This is a genomic window from Nitrosomonas sp. (genome assembly GCF_040256045.1).
Lineage (GTDB): Bacteria > Pseudomonadota > Gammaproteobacteria > Burkholderiales > Nitrosomonadaceae > Nitrosomonas.
On sequence record NZ_JBDZWD010000055.1, the window covers coordinates 1 to 12773 of the forward strand.

Here is a 12773-nt window from a genome sequence, read left to right on the forward strand (position 1 = left end):
CCGGCAAACGCTTGCTTAAATAAGGTCCCTGCCACCTCAGCTCATTGGCAGGAGCGGTGAGCAATGCATTCAACCCCTGCTCGGTCGTGGGATAAGTTCCAACATCCAACCGGTACTGATGCAGTGCCTTTTCCAGAGAATCAATCTGCGCCTGTGCCATTTTGACTTCGGACTTGCCCACTTGTGAAAAATACTTGGGCCCGACATAAGCCGCCAGTAAACCGATGATAACCATGACGACCAGCAACTCCAGCAGGGTAAATCCATATTGAGCACTTATATGAGTTTCTGGAAAACGTTCATCGTTACAGGTTTCTCCAGTATTTGAAATATGTTTCATATTTGAATCATCCTTCGATTTGGATTTCTTGGATATCTAAGCAGGCCGTTTGAATGTTTGAATAATTGAGCATATCAGCATAATAAGAGCAGTTTATCATTTGTTACTAATATTGATGATAATCAAAGCGCCGCCCAAGATTAAGCAACGTTACCTGTTTGACTTTGCCTTCCATACGTTCTGAGCGCACCAGGCGGTAGCTGAAATAATGTTCCCCAGTAGCGTTGCTGCGAGCCCGTACACGTCAGATATCATGACCGCGACGTTACTATAAAAAGTTGCAGGCAATGCAATACCCAAACATCATGTTATGTCACTACTGCCCGGCAGATTCATTTCGTGACCAGAGAGGATCGAGATGAAAAGTAATCTGCTCGGGAAGCATGTCAGCGAAATCGTTGTAAGTGCTTGACTGGTATGCCCGGAATATGTCGATCACACCAAATTGCGCAGGTTGGTGGTGAGCTTGCGAACCTCAATATAAATACCGCAATAAACATCACGGATGATGTTGGGGTTCATTGCATTCACCCCAACCGTTCTGCACATTGCATCATCTTTAGAAATGGTATAGTTTTTATAACATGTTCTCCTTTGAGTTTGACGAGCAGAAAAGCCGAGTTAACCAGGAAAAACATGGGATTGACTTTGTTCAAGCCCAGGAGCTCAGGAGTGATCCATATTTACTTGAAATTCCGGCGAAAACAATTGATGAACCCCGATCCATAGTGATTGGCCGCATCCAGGATAAGCACTGGTCGGCGGTTATCACACACCGGAGCAAGAAGATCCGTATCATCTCTGTTCGTCGTTCGCGGTATGAAGAGGTAAATCTATATGAAAGCAAAGAAATTTGATTCTGATTTTGACAGTGGCAAGGACGTGAGTGCAGTCCTGGATATCAGCAAGGCGCGTCGTCCACTGCAAAAACAAAGAAGGGTAAATGTCGATTTTCCAGACTGGATGATCGAATCTCTTGACAAAGAAGCCAGCCGGTTGGGGGTGACACGTCAGTCCATCATCAAAGTCTGGCTGGCCGAACGTCTCGAACAATTGACTTCTAACAAATAGCGTTGATCCGTCGCCGACAAAACAGCGCGGAAATCAGGGTCAAGCTACCGTTCTCATCGTTGAGGGTTCACGATTTTCTCCCCAATCCACGAAATCGCGTTGGTTGGGGGTGAGCTTGCGAACCCCAACATAAACACCGCAATAAACACCATGGATGATGTTGGGGTTCATCCCATTCACCCCAACCTTGTATATTAACTACCGTGCTCTCGTTTCACACCGCGGGAATCACTGACCTTCAGAGCGGCGAAGACGTCAAAAATCAAAGACGATCATTAACCCTTCCTGGATTAAATTTTTATATTGCTTTTCCAGCCTGCCCTGTTTCTTTCTAATCCGTGAAATATCAATTGCACGTAATTGCTTGAGGTTGATATGGCGGTCCTTATCCAAACCATTCGCTGCACTGGGTTCCAGGTTCACTGCGAAAGGCCAGGGTTTATGCTGAGGAAGTAAAGGAGCAACAATCAATGTTTTCGATTGAACATTAACAAGATCACTTTGAACAATCACACATGGTCTCAGTTTTCTTGTTTCTGCTCCTTTTGTCGGTTCAAGATCAACCCAATAAATATCCAGCTGCCTGAACTCAGTCATTGGCGGCTAATCCATCTGACAGCGTACTGTCCCATTCTTGCAGTTCTTCCTGATAGGTATCTTCCGCTTCTTCCTGGTTCGCTTTGCGCAAGGCTTCTCGAAGAAAATTCTTGTGTTCCTGTTTTAAGAGCTGATTGATATAGGCACTGCGATTGCTGCTTGCGACATCGTTTAAAAAAGCAAAGGTTTCTTCGTCAAGCGTAATAGTCACTCTATGAGTCATGATATTTCTCATACTATTTAGTAATTTAAATAATCATATAATATAGCACTACTGATAGTAATGCGGCTCATGGCGGATTTGTGCAGAGATTCCTTTATTTAGTATGGCCATCATTTCGATCAATGGATTGCATACACAATCAGCTAAATAATGGTTTTAGCTTCCGCCTTGATCTGGACAGAAAAACCACATTTTGAACTTTACCTGCCGTTACTGGATTGGTTCCCGCCTGCGACGGCCGCAATGACGCAGTTCATTGAAGTTGCTTCATACCAGGACGTTCACAATGAACTGAGCTTTGTTGTTGCTCTGCTCAAACACGCCGTCCTTGCGAGGAGGCACAGCTGACGTGGCAATCCAATAGCTACTCCAATAGCTACGTGAGGAACAATCATCACTTCTGCATATCATCGCAACGATACACTGCTCCTCCTCGTATAATGAATGCTTGATAAACCAGAACACAGCGAGCAGACAGAAGACTTTGCGATGGAATTAAAATTCACAAAAATGCATGGATTGGGTAACGATTTCATCATAATCGATGCAATCAGCCAGTCCGTTTCCCTTGATTCTGCCACGATCCGTCGGTTAGCGGATCGTCATTTCGGTATCGGATTCGACCAATTGCTGGTGGTGGAAAAACCCCAAGAAAGCGGAGATTTTCGTTATCGCATCTATAATGCCGATGGCGGAGAAGTAGAACAATGCGGCAATGGCGCCCGTTGCTTTGCCCGCTTCGTACATGATCGCAACCTGACCAGCAAAAAAACCATCCGGGTGGAAACCGCACGCGGCATCATCACGCCGACAATCGAGGATAACGATGAAGTGACAGTCAATATGGGAGTTCCCCGGTTTGAGCCGGCACAAATTCCTTTTAAGGCTGCACAGCATGCGCCTGTTTACCCGCTACAGATCGGTAACAGCATAATCGAAATTTCTGCCGTCTCGATGGGCAATCCGCACGCCGTACAGATCGTACCAGACATCGAGCTGGCGCCGGTTACAAGCGAAGGTCCCATCATCGAATCACACCCGCTTTTTCCTGAGAAAGTAAATGCCGGCTATATGCAGATCGTGGATCGCGCCCGTATCCGGCTGCGTGTTTTCGAACGTGGAACCGGCGAAACACTGGCTTGCGGAACCGGTGCCTGCGCTGCGGCAGTCATTGGTATCTCTCGCGGATTATTGAACTCTGAAGTACGGGTGGCCATGCGTGGCGGCAATCTCCGTATCCGCTGGGAGGGAGAAAATCAGCCGGTCTGGATGACCGGGCCGGCTGTTTCTGTATTCGAGGGTACGATTGATCTGTAAATACCCTACAAACATGACAGGTAACCGGGAGGATTATCATGAGCGGAAGCTCCTCGTCCGGTTGATTTTGCGGTATCACTGCCAACTCGCCCGCACTTTTCCAAGCCGGATCAACTCACCTGCTCCATCATGCGCACACTGATCACCTATATCATGGTCTTTCCGAAGCGCAGCGCATTCGTACTGGTTGCGCTGCTGCTGGCCGGCATCGCCGAAGCACTCAGCCTGACTGCGTTGCTCCCCCTGTTATCCATCGCAGTAGGCGAATCGATCGATTCCAGTATGGGCAAACTGGTGGTCGATACGCTGCATCAGGTCGGGTTGTCACCCACACTGGAAATCATTCTGCTGGTCATCGTCGGCGGCATGTTTCTCAAAGGGGCAATTCTGTTGCTGACCAACCAACAGGTGGGTCATACGGTCGCGCATGTCGCCACTGCATTGCGGTTGGATCTGATCAAGGCGCTGCTTGCCAGCCGGTGGCAATACTATCTGCGCCAACCTGCCGGTGCACTGGCAAATTCAATTGCCACCGAGGCTTATCGTGCCGCCATGGGTTTTGAACATAGTGTCAATGTATTGGCGCTGGCAATCGAAGCACTGGTATACAGCATCGTGGCCCTGTTCATTTCATGGGAAGCCACGCTGGCATCACTGTTGATCGGCACCGTCCTGTTCGTGGTACTCAATCGCCTGGTCAGAGCAGCTAAACGCGCCGGTAACAAACAAACTCATTTACTGCGCCATCTGTTAACGTACCTGTCCGATGTACTCGGCTCGGTCAAATCCCTGAAGGCAATGGCGCGCGATAACGTAGCCGATGCCATACTCCACGAACAGACCCGGATGCTGGAAAAAGCGACACGCAAGGAAGTCACCAACCGGGCAGCCCTGCTTGCCCTGCAGGAGCCTATCCTGGCAGCCCTGACAGCAAGCGGCCTGTATCTGGCACTGGTGGTCTGGAAATTGTCATTGCCGGAAGTCATGGTCATGGTTTTCCTGCTAACCAGGATTCTGGGGTTGCTGAATAAAACGCAGCGCCGCTATCAGCAGCTCGTGGCTCAGGAAAGTGCCTACTGGGCCTTGCGCAATGCGGCTGAAGAGGCGCGCATGGAAGCAGAAAGATCGACCGGTACACTGATACCAACTCTGGAACAGGGGCTGAGTCTGCGCCACATCACCTTCAGTTATGAACGAAAAACCATTTTCAGTGATTTGAATCTTGAAATTCCGGTTCACTCGTTCACCGCGCTCATTGGTTCCTCAGGTGCCGGCAAAAGTACCCTGCTTGATTTGCTCTGCGGGCTGGCTGAAACGAAATCCGGTGAAATCCTGATCGACGGGGTATCTCTGCATCATATCGATCTGCGCCGCTGGCGGCACATGATCGGCTACGTCTCCCAGGATACCGTGCTGCTGCACGATACCATCCTGAACAATATCCTCGTGGGCGAACCGGCGATCAGTGCCGAGGATGCGGAACGGGCACTCAGACAAGCCGGTGCATGGGATTTTGTCAGTTCGTTCCCCGACGGAATTCATACTATCGTTGGCGAGCGGGGCGGCATGCTTTCAGGGGGGCAACGGCAACGCATCGCCATTGCCAGGGCACTGGCTCACCAGCCGAAGCTGTTATTACTGGATGAACCCACCAGTGCACTGGATCCGGAAAGTGAACGTATCATCTGTGCAACGCTGCAAAATCTGGCAAAGGAATTCACGATCATCGCCGTTTCCCATCAGCCGGCGGTCATCAATGCTGCAAGCCAGGTATTCATCATTTCCAATGGCACAGCGGAGTTATTGTCCGATGCTACTGCCCGCCTGCCTGATATTACAGATGCGAAAGAAGGGAACTGATCTGCTCGACTCGTGCAGCATATACCTGGCGGTTGATCCGCATGGGCAAATCGGCTTCCCCGGCGTGTGACTGGTTGAGCTGCATGGCGATAGCACCTGCATCCACACTGGCCGCAACCTGTAATGCCCTGCTCAAATGCTCCTCTTGGGGATAAGGTTTGTCTGTAAAACCTGGTCGCCCGTGAAAATCGCTGGCACAGGCCTGCAGAAAGGCCTTGAAACGAGTTTTTTTGCGATAGGCATCCGTTTCCTGCAACATGTTGGCAATAGTAGCAGGGCGCAACTCCAATGCCCGATGAACATCGCCATGAAAACGCGCCACCAGCAGCGCCAGATCCCTGGATTCTCCAGGAACCCGGATACGTTCACACAGATCCGTGACCAGTTTCACACTGCGCACTTCATGACCGATATGACGCGGCCATTCGGCAGGAGGTGTTGTTCCTTTTCCCAAATCATGGGTCAACCCGGCAAAACGCACTTCGAGGGAATACTGTTTCGACGCCGCATGGTCAATGACCATCATGACGTGAATACCGGTATCGATTTCGGGATGGGCATGCGCAGGCTGCGGCACACCGAACAAAGCATCCACCTCGGGCAGAATGCGAGCGAGTGCACCACACCCCCGCAAAACGTAAAACATGCGTGAAGGATGAGATGCCATCAGCCCGTGGGCTATTTCCTGCCAGACCCGCTCCGGCACCAGTGCCTCTGTCTCACCGGTATGAACGATCTCTTTCATCAGTTCGAACGTTTCCGGTGCAACCTGAAAACCGAAACGCGCTGTAAACCGCGCAACTCGCAATACTCTCACAGGATCTTCGACAAATGCCGGGCCGATATGGCGCAGGATACCCTTCTGCAGATCCGCAATTCCCCCGAACGGATCGATGATATTGCCCGCCTCATCCCTAGCCATGGCATTGATCGTCAGATCACGACGCGCCAGATCTTCCTGCAGAGTTACGCTAGGAGCCGCATAAACTTCGAAGCCCTTGTAACCTCTGGCGATCTTTCGTTCGGTTCGTGCCAGCGCGTACTGTTCATTTGTCTCAGGATGCAAAAATACCGGAAAATCTTTACCTACCGGGCGGTAACCCAGCCGTACCATTTCTTCCGGAGTGGCCCCCACCACAACGTAATCCTGATCCTTGACGGGTAACCCCAGCAGTTCATCACGTATGGAGCCCCCTACCCGGTAAATCTTCATATCCAGGATCAGCGCTTCGGGGCAACCGTCCCGAGCCGCTGTTTCAGAGTCGGCTTGTCTGGATGACCGAAGCTATTAGCGTAATACATTGAATTACTCAGCACCACCTTGACATAGTCACGTGTTTCATTGAACGGAATAGTCTCGGCATAGATCGCACCTTCCAGCGGCCGGGCATCTCTCCATTGCCGTGCCCGTCCGGGCCCGGCGTTATAAGCAGCTGCTGCCAGTAATGGCTGATCGTCCAACTGACCCAATACATGCTTCAGATAGTAGGCACCCAACTGAAGATTGGTATTGATATCGGTTACCAGGCTAGTATGAAAATCCTGCAAACCCAGTTTGCCGGCCACCCATTTGGCTGTCGCCGGCATCAATTGCATCAGACCCATTGCTCCGGCACTGGATTTGATATCCGCAATAAAGCGGCTTTCCTGTCGTATCAGTCCATATACGAATGCTTCATCCAGCTGATGCTGCTGCAGGACCACATGCATCTGTTCACGATAGGGCGCTAGGTAGCGCAAGTTGAAGTCATGGTGTGAAACGGTTTTGATGGCCGTGTTGATCGCCCGGTCATAAATGCCATGACGCTGGGCAACGCTGGCTGCTGCCAGCAGTTGTTCATCGCTGAAATGCTGTACCGTCCAGATCCACTCACGATTCGCCTCTATCCTCTGATTGAGCCGATACAGTGCCAGCGCCCGACGAATCCCCGGGTTTTGTTCCATGAGATGGATTTCTTCCGGCTTGGCTTGATGTTCGTCAGCTGGAACACTGAGCATTTCACCCAGTTCTTCCCGGGCCATCTGCCCGTAAAAATTATGTTCATGGCTCAGGGAAATGAGCAAAGCATTGGCTTCAGCATTTTTTCTACTGACTTTCAATGCGCGGGCACGCCAGTAACGCCAGACATCCTCCTGCTGCATTGCGACAGGCATCTGGCCAATCGTGTCCAGCAACATTTTCCAGTTGCCTTCACGCAATGCCATCCGTGCTTTCCATGCCTGTTTGGTTTCAGATAACGGATAGACGTGTCTGCCCGTCGTGGCATCCATAAACCAGTTCATAGCGCGCGCATCCTGTCTGATCGCCGCCCAGTAGGCAAGATTTCCCGTGAAATAAGATCGATCCATTTCCGGAAACTGGCCGCGAATTTTATACCAACGGGCCAATGCTTGATTGGTTTCGCTGCGCAGCAGGCGCAAAAGTGCAAATAACACGATTTCACGATCGGCACGTGACTGGACAGATACCGGCCGATCAAGGAAACGTCGGGCATCTTTGATCACTGCATCCAGTTTTCGTAAATCGAGTGCCTGATGGCGCGGGAGATATTTGTTTATACTCCTGGCCACACCCGTATTGCCGGTTTCAAAAGCCAGCCTGATTCGGGTCCAGATATCCTCTACCGAGATGGCACCGATCCTGATCAGTGAATCGAATACGGCCACACAACTGGCCGGCATATCGCGCCCGGTAAACCAGAGTGCACGAATTTCCCCGTTTGCGGTTTTATCTCTCGCAATCAGCCGGTGTTGCAATGCATAACACTGCAGGCTTTCTTCCTGATTGACCAGCTTCGGATATTCCTCGGCAAACGTCGTCCACTGCTGGCGCTTGCCGAGAATCTGCAACCAGTCCGCCCGCAGTCTGTCCGCCACGAAACTACCATCGTGACGTGCCAGAAATGCCTTGACTGTCCCTGTATCCAGAGTTGCCAGCGACAGGCGCAACCGGAAATATTCGGCATAGGGCGACAGCACGTGATACTTCATACGTTCAGCATATTCGGCAACACGTGCTGCATTACCCGTCCGGAATGCTTCCCGTATTTCCAGGTAATCCTCATCTCCCCCGGCAACAAGCAACTGTGACCAGAACACCAGCAACACCCCGATAAATAGCTTACTCATGACTACCCGTCTCTCATCCATACCATGATCAAAATCAAATCCGGCCGTGCGGCTGACCGGTTCGTTCAGCAACCGGTTGCAACCCGCCCGGCCCCCAGAAAAACAACACATTCAGGTCACGATGAAAGGGATTATCGTTCATTCTTCCTCACCAGAGCAGCTCATCAGGGAATATCACACCCCCTGTCTGTGATCAGATCACCCCTTGCGCCAGCATTGCCTCGGCCACTTTCACAAATCCGGCAATATTGGCACCATCCACATAGTTGACCGTACCGTCAGTCTCCTTGCCGTATTCGGTGCAGGAATGATGAATGGCGCGCATGATTTCCTGTAACCGCATATCGACTTCTCCGCTCGTCCAGGAAAGTCGCATGGCCTGCTGACTCATTTCCAGACCCGAGGTAGCCACCCCGCCTGCGTTACTCGCCTTGCCGGGTGCAAACAATACCTTCGCATGATGGAATCGTTCCACGGCGCCTGCAGTGCATGGCATATTGGCACCCTCAGCCACACAATTCACACCATTCTTGATCAGTATTGCAGCGTCATTCTCGTTCAGCTCATTCTGGGTCGCACAGGGCAAAGCGACATCCACCGGCACATGCCACGGTTTTTCACCCGGAAGGAACTGTGCTTCTACCCGTTCAGCAAATTCATTGACGCGCCCGTAGAGACGATTCTTGACTTCGGCCAGAATCGCCAGTTTTTCCGGTGTAAACCCGGCTTCATCCACCACCGTACCACTCGAATCTGAAATCGTGACTACTTTGGCACCCAGCGACATAGCCTTTTCAATGGCAAATTGTGCCACGTTCCCGGAGCCGGATACGGATACCCGCATCCCTTTCAATGAACAACCTGCATGATTCAGCATCTCTTCAGCAAAATAGACCAGACCGTACCCGGTAGCTTCCGGCCGCAGCAATGATCCTCCAAAGGTCAGCCCTTTCCCTGTAAAAACACAATCGGAGCGGTTGGTCAGTTTCTTGACCATGCCGGCCATATAACCGACTTCCCGACCACCCACACCAATGTCTCCGGCGGGGACATCCGTATCCGCACCGACATGCCGGAACAGTTCGGCCGCATACGCCTGGCAGAAGCGCATGATTTCACCGGGACTTTTACCCTTGGGGTCAAAATCCGATCCACCCTTGCCCCCTCCCATCGGCAATGTCGTCAATGCATTCTTGAAAGTTTGCTCAAATGCGAGGAATTTGAGAATGGAAAGGTTGACTGACGGATGGAAACGCGTTCCTCCCTTGTATGGGCCGATCGCCGAATTATATTGAATGCGGTATCCCCGGTTGACCTTAACTTCACCCCGGTCATCCACCCATGCCACCCGGAATATGACCATGCGCTCCGGCTCGATCAGCCGATCCAGCAACCCCTGCTCAGCGTAACGGGAATGATCGACGATAAAAGGCCACAAGCTTTCAATGACTTCTGAAACAGCCTGCAGAAATTCGGGTTGCCCTGGATTCCTTTCAGAAACGTAATTCTTGAATTCCTCGATACTGTTGTATTTCATTTTTTATCCCCCCCGGTAAATAATGTAAAAATAAATGCACAAAAAAATCGGCCACCAACCCACCGCCGATAATAATCGCAAAATTTCACTGGCTCCGGGGAAGATTGTAAGCTATTTCTGAAAAACCATGATGCTATACAAACTATTTACCCCGGCAAAGATCAGGCTACAAAACAAATGAAAATAGTGCCCGGAAATCTGGTTTTCGGTAACGATATGCGCTGCAGTCTGCAGCAATAACCGGCAACATATCGAATTCAAGAACAATCACACTGCCATTATCCCATCAGAGCCCGGTTGCATAGTCCGTATTGCAGCCTATAAACTGTGAATAGTTCTCATTAACTTATTGAATTTATATATGTCCTCAAGTGATCATCAGGAGGATGTCGCACCGGCTGCCAACCCTGCAATGCAGCCGGCTCACTCCCTCTACAGCGATCATCATCATTGGCTGTACGGCTGGTTGCGCTTTCGCCTAGGCGATGCGACCGATGCGGCTGACCTGGCGCACGATACCTTTGTACGCCTGATTGCCCGCCCCCGGTGCTTCGACAGCAGTCAGGAAGCCCGCGCCTATCTGCGGACTATCGCCAACGGCCTGTGCATCGATCTGTGGCGCCACCGTGAAATCGAACGTGCCTGGCTGGAGACCTTGGCTGCACAACCCGAAGCGTATGCGCCCTCGGCTGAGGAACAGATAGCAGTGCTGCAGGCGCTGCATGAAATCGACGGCATGCTACATCAGCTGCCACCCAAAGCCGCCCGAGCCTTTATCCTGGCGATGGCCTGCGGCATGACGCACCAGGAAGTCGCTCGCGAGCTGGGCGTGTCCTCGCGCATGGTCGGGCACTACATCACCCGGGCCATGCTTCATTGCATGCAGCTCGAAGCGCGTGATCTGGCCCAGATCAGCATGACCCCATGAGTACTTCGCCCACGGGCCAGAGCTCACCTGTGCCCTCATACGAAGCTATGGAGCAGGCCGCCGCGTGGTTTTCTCTGCTGCAATCCGGAACGGCCACCGATGCCGACCGCGCGCGCTGGCAAGACTGGCTGGCCGGCACCGAGGATAATCGTGCCGCTTGGGCGTTCGTCGATCGAGTCAGCCGGCACTTCCAGCCCCTGCAGACCGATACCTCCTCGCGCCTGGCCGCAGACGCACTGCAGGTAGCCAATCGCCGGCTCGCCCGGCGCCGGATCGTACTGGGCGTGGCCATCATGGCCGGTACGGGTGGCATACTCAGCTGGGCTGTCTGGCAACGGCCTGGCACGATAGATACCCTCATGGCCTGGGGCGCAGACTATCGCACTGCCACCGGCGAGCGACGCGAAGTCCGCCTGGCAGATGGCACCCAAGTGTGGCTCGGCAGCGCCAGCGCCTTCAATCAGGAATACGGCACCGGCCTACGCCGACTGCGCCTGTACACCGGTGAAATCCTCATCCAGACTGCTGCTGATAATCAGCACGACGCGGATAGCCGCCCCTTTGTCGTCGATACGGCCCATGGCCGCATGCGCGCCTTGGGCACGCGCTTCAACGTGCGCCTGGACGACGAAGGCCGCACCCAACTGGCCGTGTACGAAGGCGCAGTGCAAATCACCCCGGCCGCCGGCATCCCTGGCACCACAGTCACTGCCGGCCAGCAGGCACGCTTCACCGCCGGATACCTGGAAGCACCCGCACCAGCTGATCCAGCGCGTGAAGCCTGGTCTCGCGGCATCCTCCTCGCACAGGACATCCCGCTGGGCGAAGTCATCGCCGAGCTGTCCCGCTACCGCCATGGCCACATAGCGGTAGCGCCCGACGTAGCACAATTGCCTGTCCTCGGCAGCTACCCACTCAACGACGTGGACGGCGCGCTGGCCATGCTCCAGCAAACGCTGCCCATCCAGATACGCCGCCCGCTGCCCTAGTGGACAAGCATCGAGGCACGCGACCGCTAACAAGCTCGGTAGGATGAGGTGAAGCACGAACCGCATCGCTGGGGTTATTCTTCAGTCGCTGCTGGCAACGATTCGATCGAATTACCTCGATTTAATTGATGATTTAAAGGTACGAAAATGACCGCCACTGCCACCCTGTCAAGCAAATTCCAGATTTCCATTCCCAAAGCTGTGCGTGAAACGCAGCACTGGCAAGCCGGACAGAAGTTCGTGTTCATTCCCAAGAGCAAAGGCGTACTGCTCATGCCGGCGCCCAGGTCGGAACAGTTGGCCGGCATCGCCAAGGGCGCTTGCACCGATGGCTACCGCGACCGCAAGGATCACTATTGACCGCGCTGCTGCGCGTGGTCGATACCTCGGCCTGGATTGAATGCAACCCGCCTCGCTCCAGCGGGGCATATTGGCCGCCGGAGCAGCAACAATACGGGTTCCCACACAGAGCGTAGGAACCATCAAATATTTCTCGAATGATGCGGTTCGTATCTCACCGCATCCTACTACTAACCTGAGTTCGGGATAAGCCCTCAGGGTTAAGCCAAGCTATTGACTCTGGTCAGATTCAAGGTTGGTTTGTTATCGGACAAACAGTAAGCGACGATACCAGCCATTAGGTTAACGATAAAATTGAAGAGAGAGCGGTGTCGGGTATGCTCGATCTGGCAAAGATTCTTCAATTCATCAAAGACGGTTTCAATCAGGGAACGGCGACGCAGAATGGCTTTCTCGAAGCTGGTACGAGGCACAGGTCTCAT

The 12773-nt window shown here is 52.6% G+C and carries 17 protein-coding genes; 8 read left to right on the forward strand and 9 right to left on the reverse strand.

The features are described from left to right. Positions 1-340 (reverse strand): type II secretion system major pseudopilin GspG (gene gspG, locus ABUL11_RS09565; RefSeq protein WP_350283628.1); only part of this gene is annotated, 340 nt, incomplete at its 3' end. Positions 341-656: 316 nt separating this feature from the next. Continuing rightward, complete coding sequence (locus ABUL11_RS09570; protein WP_350283629.1) at positions 657-779, reverse strand: hypothetical protein; 123 nt, start codon at positions 777-779, stop codon at positions 657-659. Positions 780-924: 145 nt separating this feature from the next. Between ABUL11_RS09570 and ABUL11_RS09575 the strand changes: the two genes are divergently transcribed. Both ABUL11_RS09575 and brnA read left to right on the forward strand, forming a co-directional pair. Then, on the forward strand, positions 925-1197 hold the full coding sequence (locus tag ABUL11_RS09575) for a BrnT family toxin (protein WP_350283630.1): 273 nt from the start codon (positions 925-927) through the stop codon (positions 1195-1197). After that, positions 1178-1411, forward strand: a complete 234-nt coding sequence (gene brnA / locus ABUL11_RS09580) for a type II toxin-antitoxin system BrnA family antitoxin (RefSeq protein WP_350283631.1) — start codon at positions 1178-1180, stop codon at positions 1409-1411. Before ABUL11_RS09575 ends, brnA begins: the two co-directional genes overlap by 20 nt. 39 nt (positions 1412-1450) lie before the next feature. Here brnA and ABUL11_RS09585 read toward each other — a convergent pair whose 3' ends face one another. The 3 genes from ABUL11_RS09585 to mazE all read right to left on the reverse strand — a co-directional run bounded on the left by ABUL11_RS09585 (position 1451) and on the right by mazE (position 2231). After that, positions 1451-1582, reverse strand: a complete 132-nt coding sequence (locus ABUL11_RS09585; protein ID WP_350283632.1) for a hypothetical protein — start codon at positions 1580-1582, stop codon at positions 1451-1453. Between the two features lie 84 nt (positions 1583-1666). Then, on the reverse strand, positions 1667-2008 hold the full coding sequence (locus ABUL11_RS09590) for a type II toxin-antitoxin system PemK/MazF family toxin (protein ID WP_350283633.1): 342 nt from the start codon (positions 2006-2008) through the stop codon (positions 1667-1669). Next, on the reverse strand, positions 2001-2231 hold the full coding sequence (gene mazE / locus ABUL11_RS09595) for a type II toxin-antitoxin system MazE family antitoxin (protein ID WP_350283634.1): 231 nt from the start codon (positions 2229-2231) through the stop codon (positions 2001-2003). Before mazE ends, ABUL11_RS09590 begins: the two co-directional genes overlap by 8 nt. Before the next feature lie 150 nt (positions 2232-2381). Between mazE and ABUL11_RS09600 the strand changes: the two genes are divergently transcribed. From ABUL11_RS09600 to ABUL11_RS09610, 3 genes are all read left to right on the forward strand, one after another. After that, positions 2382-2579: a hypothetical protein gene (locus ABUL11_RS09600; RefSeq protein ID WP_350283635.1), complete on the forward strand. Its 198-nt coding sequence runs from the start codon at positions 2382-2384 to the stop codon at positions 2577-2579. 141 nt (positions 2580-2720) lie between these two features. Next, positions 2721-3548: a diaminopimelate epimerase gene (gene dapF, locus ABUL11_RS09605; protein WP_350283644.1), complete on the forward strand. Its 828-nt coding sequence runs from the start codon at positions 2721-2723 to the stop codon at positions 3546-3548. 129 nt (positions 3549-3677) lie between these two features. Beyond that, complete coding sequence (locus ABUL11_RS09610) at positions 3678-5408, forward strand: ABC transporter ATP-binding protein (protein ID WP_350283636.1); 1731 nt, start codon at positions 3678-3680, stop codon at positions 5406-5408. On the opposite strand, the gene ABUL11_RS09615 is transcribed toward ABUL11_RS09610, so the two are convergent. The 3 genes from ABUL11_RS09615 to gdhA all read right to left on the reverse strand — a co-directional run bounded on the left by ABUL11_RS09615 (position 5383) and on the right by gdhA (position 10074). Continuing rightward, positions 5383-6621: a multifunctional CCA addition/repair protein gene (locus ABUL11_RS09615; protein ID WP_350283637.1), complete on the reverse strand. Its 1239-nt coding sequence runs from the start codon at positions 6619-6621 to the stop codon at positions 5383-5385. The genes ABUL11_RS09610 and ABUL11_RS09615 overlap by 26 nt on opposite strands. A gap of 8 nt (positions 6622-6629) precedes the next feature. Continuing rightward, a complete protein-coding gene (locus ABUL11_RS09620) occupies positions 6630-8537 on the reverse strand; it encodes a lytic transglycosylase domain-containing protein (RefSeq protein ID WP_350283638.1) in 1908 nt (635 codons plus the stop codon). A gap of 193 nt (positions 8538-8730) precedes the next feature. Beyond that, entirely contained in the window at positions 8731-10074 is a 1344-nt protein-coding gene (gene gdhA / locus ABUL11_RS09625; protein WP_350283639.1) for an NADP-specific glutamate dehydrogenase, read from the reverse strand. Positions 10075-10435: 361 nt separating this feature from the next. Here gdhA and ABUL11_RS09630 point away from each other — a divergent pair, with 361 nt between their 5' ends. The 3 genes from ABUL11_RS09630 to ABUL11_RS09640 all read left to right on the forward strand — a co-directional run bounded on the left by ABUL11_RS09630 (position 10436) and on the right by ABUL11_RS09640 (position 12351). Further along, the gene (locus ABUL11_RS09630; RefSeq protein WP_350283640.1) at positions 10436-11002 is read left to right on the forward strand and encodes a sigma-70 family RNA polymerase sigma factor; all 567 of its coding nucleotides are present in this window, start codon (positions 10436-10438) and stop codon (positions 11000-11002) included. A gap of 47 nt (positions 11003-11049) precedes the next feature. Then, positions 11050-11991, forward strand: a complete 942-nt coding sequence (locus ABUL11_RS09635) for a FecR domain-containing protein (protein WP_350283641.1) — start codon at positions 11050-11052, stop codon at positions 11989-11991. A 147-nt stretch (positions 11992-12138) separates the two neighbouring features. Beyond that, positions 12139-12351 (forward strand): AbrB/MazE/SpoVT family DNA-binding domain-containing protein, encoded by a 213-nt coding sequence (locus tag ABUL11_RS09640; RefSeq protein WP_350283642.1) that lies wholly within the window; start codon positions 12139-12141, stop codon positions 12349-12351. A gap of 200 nt (positions 12352-12551) precedes the next feature. On the opposite strand, the gene ABUL11_RS09645 is transcribed toward ABUL11_RS09640, so the two are convergent. Further along, the coding region (locus tag ABUL11_RS09645; RefSeq protein ID WP_350283643.1) for a transposase at positions 12552-12773 on the reverse strand (222 nt) is incomplete at its 5' end.

Excerpts from the sequence above, each read along its gene's own strand:
- ABUL11_RS09575 (WP_350283630.1), top strand. The coding sequence starts at position 925 with ATGTTCTCCTTTGAGTTTGACGAGCAGAAAAGCCGAGTTAACCAGGAA.
- brnA (WP_350283631.1), top strand. The coding sequence starts at position 1,178 with ATGAAAGCAAAGAAATTTGATTCTGATTTTGACAGTGGCAAGGACGTG.
- ABUL11_RS09585 (WP_350283632.1), bottom strand. The coding sequence starts at position 1,582 with ATGAACCCCAACATCATCCATGGTGTTTATTGCGGTGTTTATGTTGGG.
- ABUL11_RS09590 (WP_350283633.1), bottom strand. The coding sequence starts at position 2,008 with ATGACTGAGTTCAGGCAGCTGGATATTTATTGGGTTGATCTTGAACCG.
- mazE (WP_350283634.1), bottom strand. The coding sequence starts at position 2,231 with ATGACTCATAGAGTGACTATTACGCTTGACGAAGAAACCTTTGCTTTT.
- ABUL11_RS09600 (WP_350283635.1), top strand. The coding sequence starts at position 2,382 with ATGGTTTTAGCTTCCGCCTTGATCTGGACAGAAAAACCACATTTTGAA.
- dapF (WP_350283644.1), top strand. The coding sequence starts at position 2,721 with ATGGAATTAAAATTCACAAAAATGCATGGATTGGGTAACGATTTCATC.
- ABUL11_RS09610 (WP_350283636.1), top strand. The coding sequence starts at position 3,678 with ATGCGCACACTGATCACCTATATCATGGTCTTTCCGAAGCGCAGCGCA.
- ABUL11_RS09615 (WP_350283637.1), bottom strand. The coding sequence starts at position 6,621 with ATGAAGATTTACCGGGTAGGGGGCTCCATACGTGATGAACTGCTGGGG.
- ABUL11_RS09620 (WP_350283638.1), bottom strand. The coding sequence starts at position 8,537 with ATGAGTAAGCTATTTATCGGGGTGTTGCTGGTGTTCTGGTCACAGTTG.
- gdhA (WP_350283639.1), bottom strand. The coding sequence starts at position 10,074 with ATGAAATACAACAGTATCGAGGAATTCAAGAATTACGTTTCTGAAAGG.
- ABUL11_RS09630 (WP_350283640.1), top strand. The coding sequence starts at position 10,436 with ATGTCCTCAAGTGATCATCAGGAGGATGTCGCACCGGCTGCCAACCCT.
- ABUL11_RS09635 (WP_350283641.1), top strand. The coding sequence starts at position 11,050 with ATGGAGCAGGCCGCCGCGTGGTTTTCTCTGCTGCAATCCGGAACGGCC.
- ABUL11_RS09640 (WP_350283642.1), top strand. The coding sequence starts at position 12,139 with ATGACCGCCACTGCCACCCTGTCAAGCAAATTCCAGATTTCCATTCCC.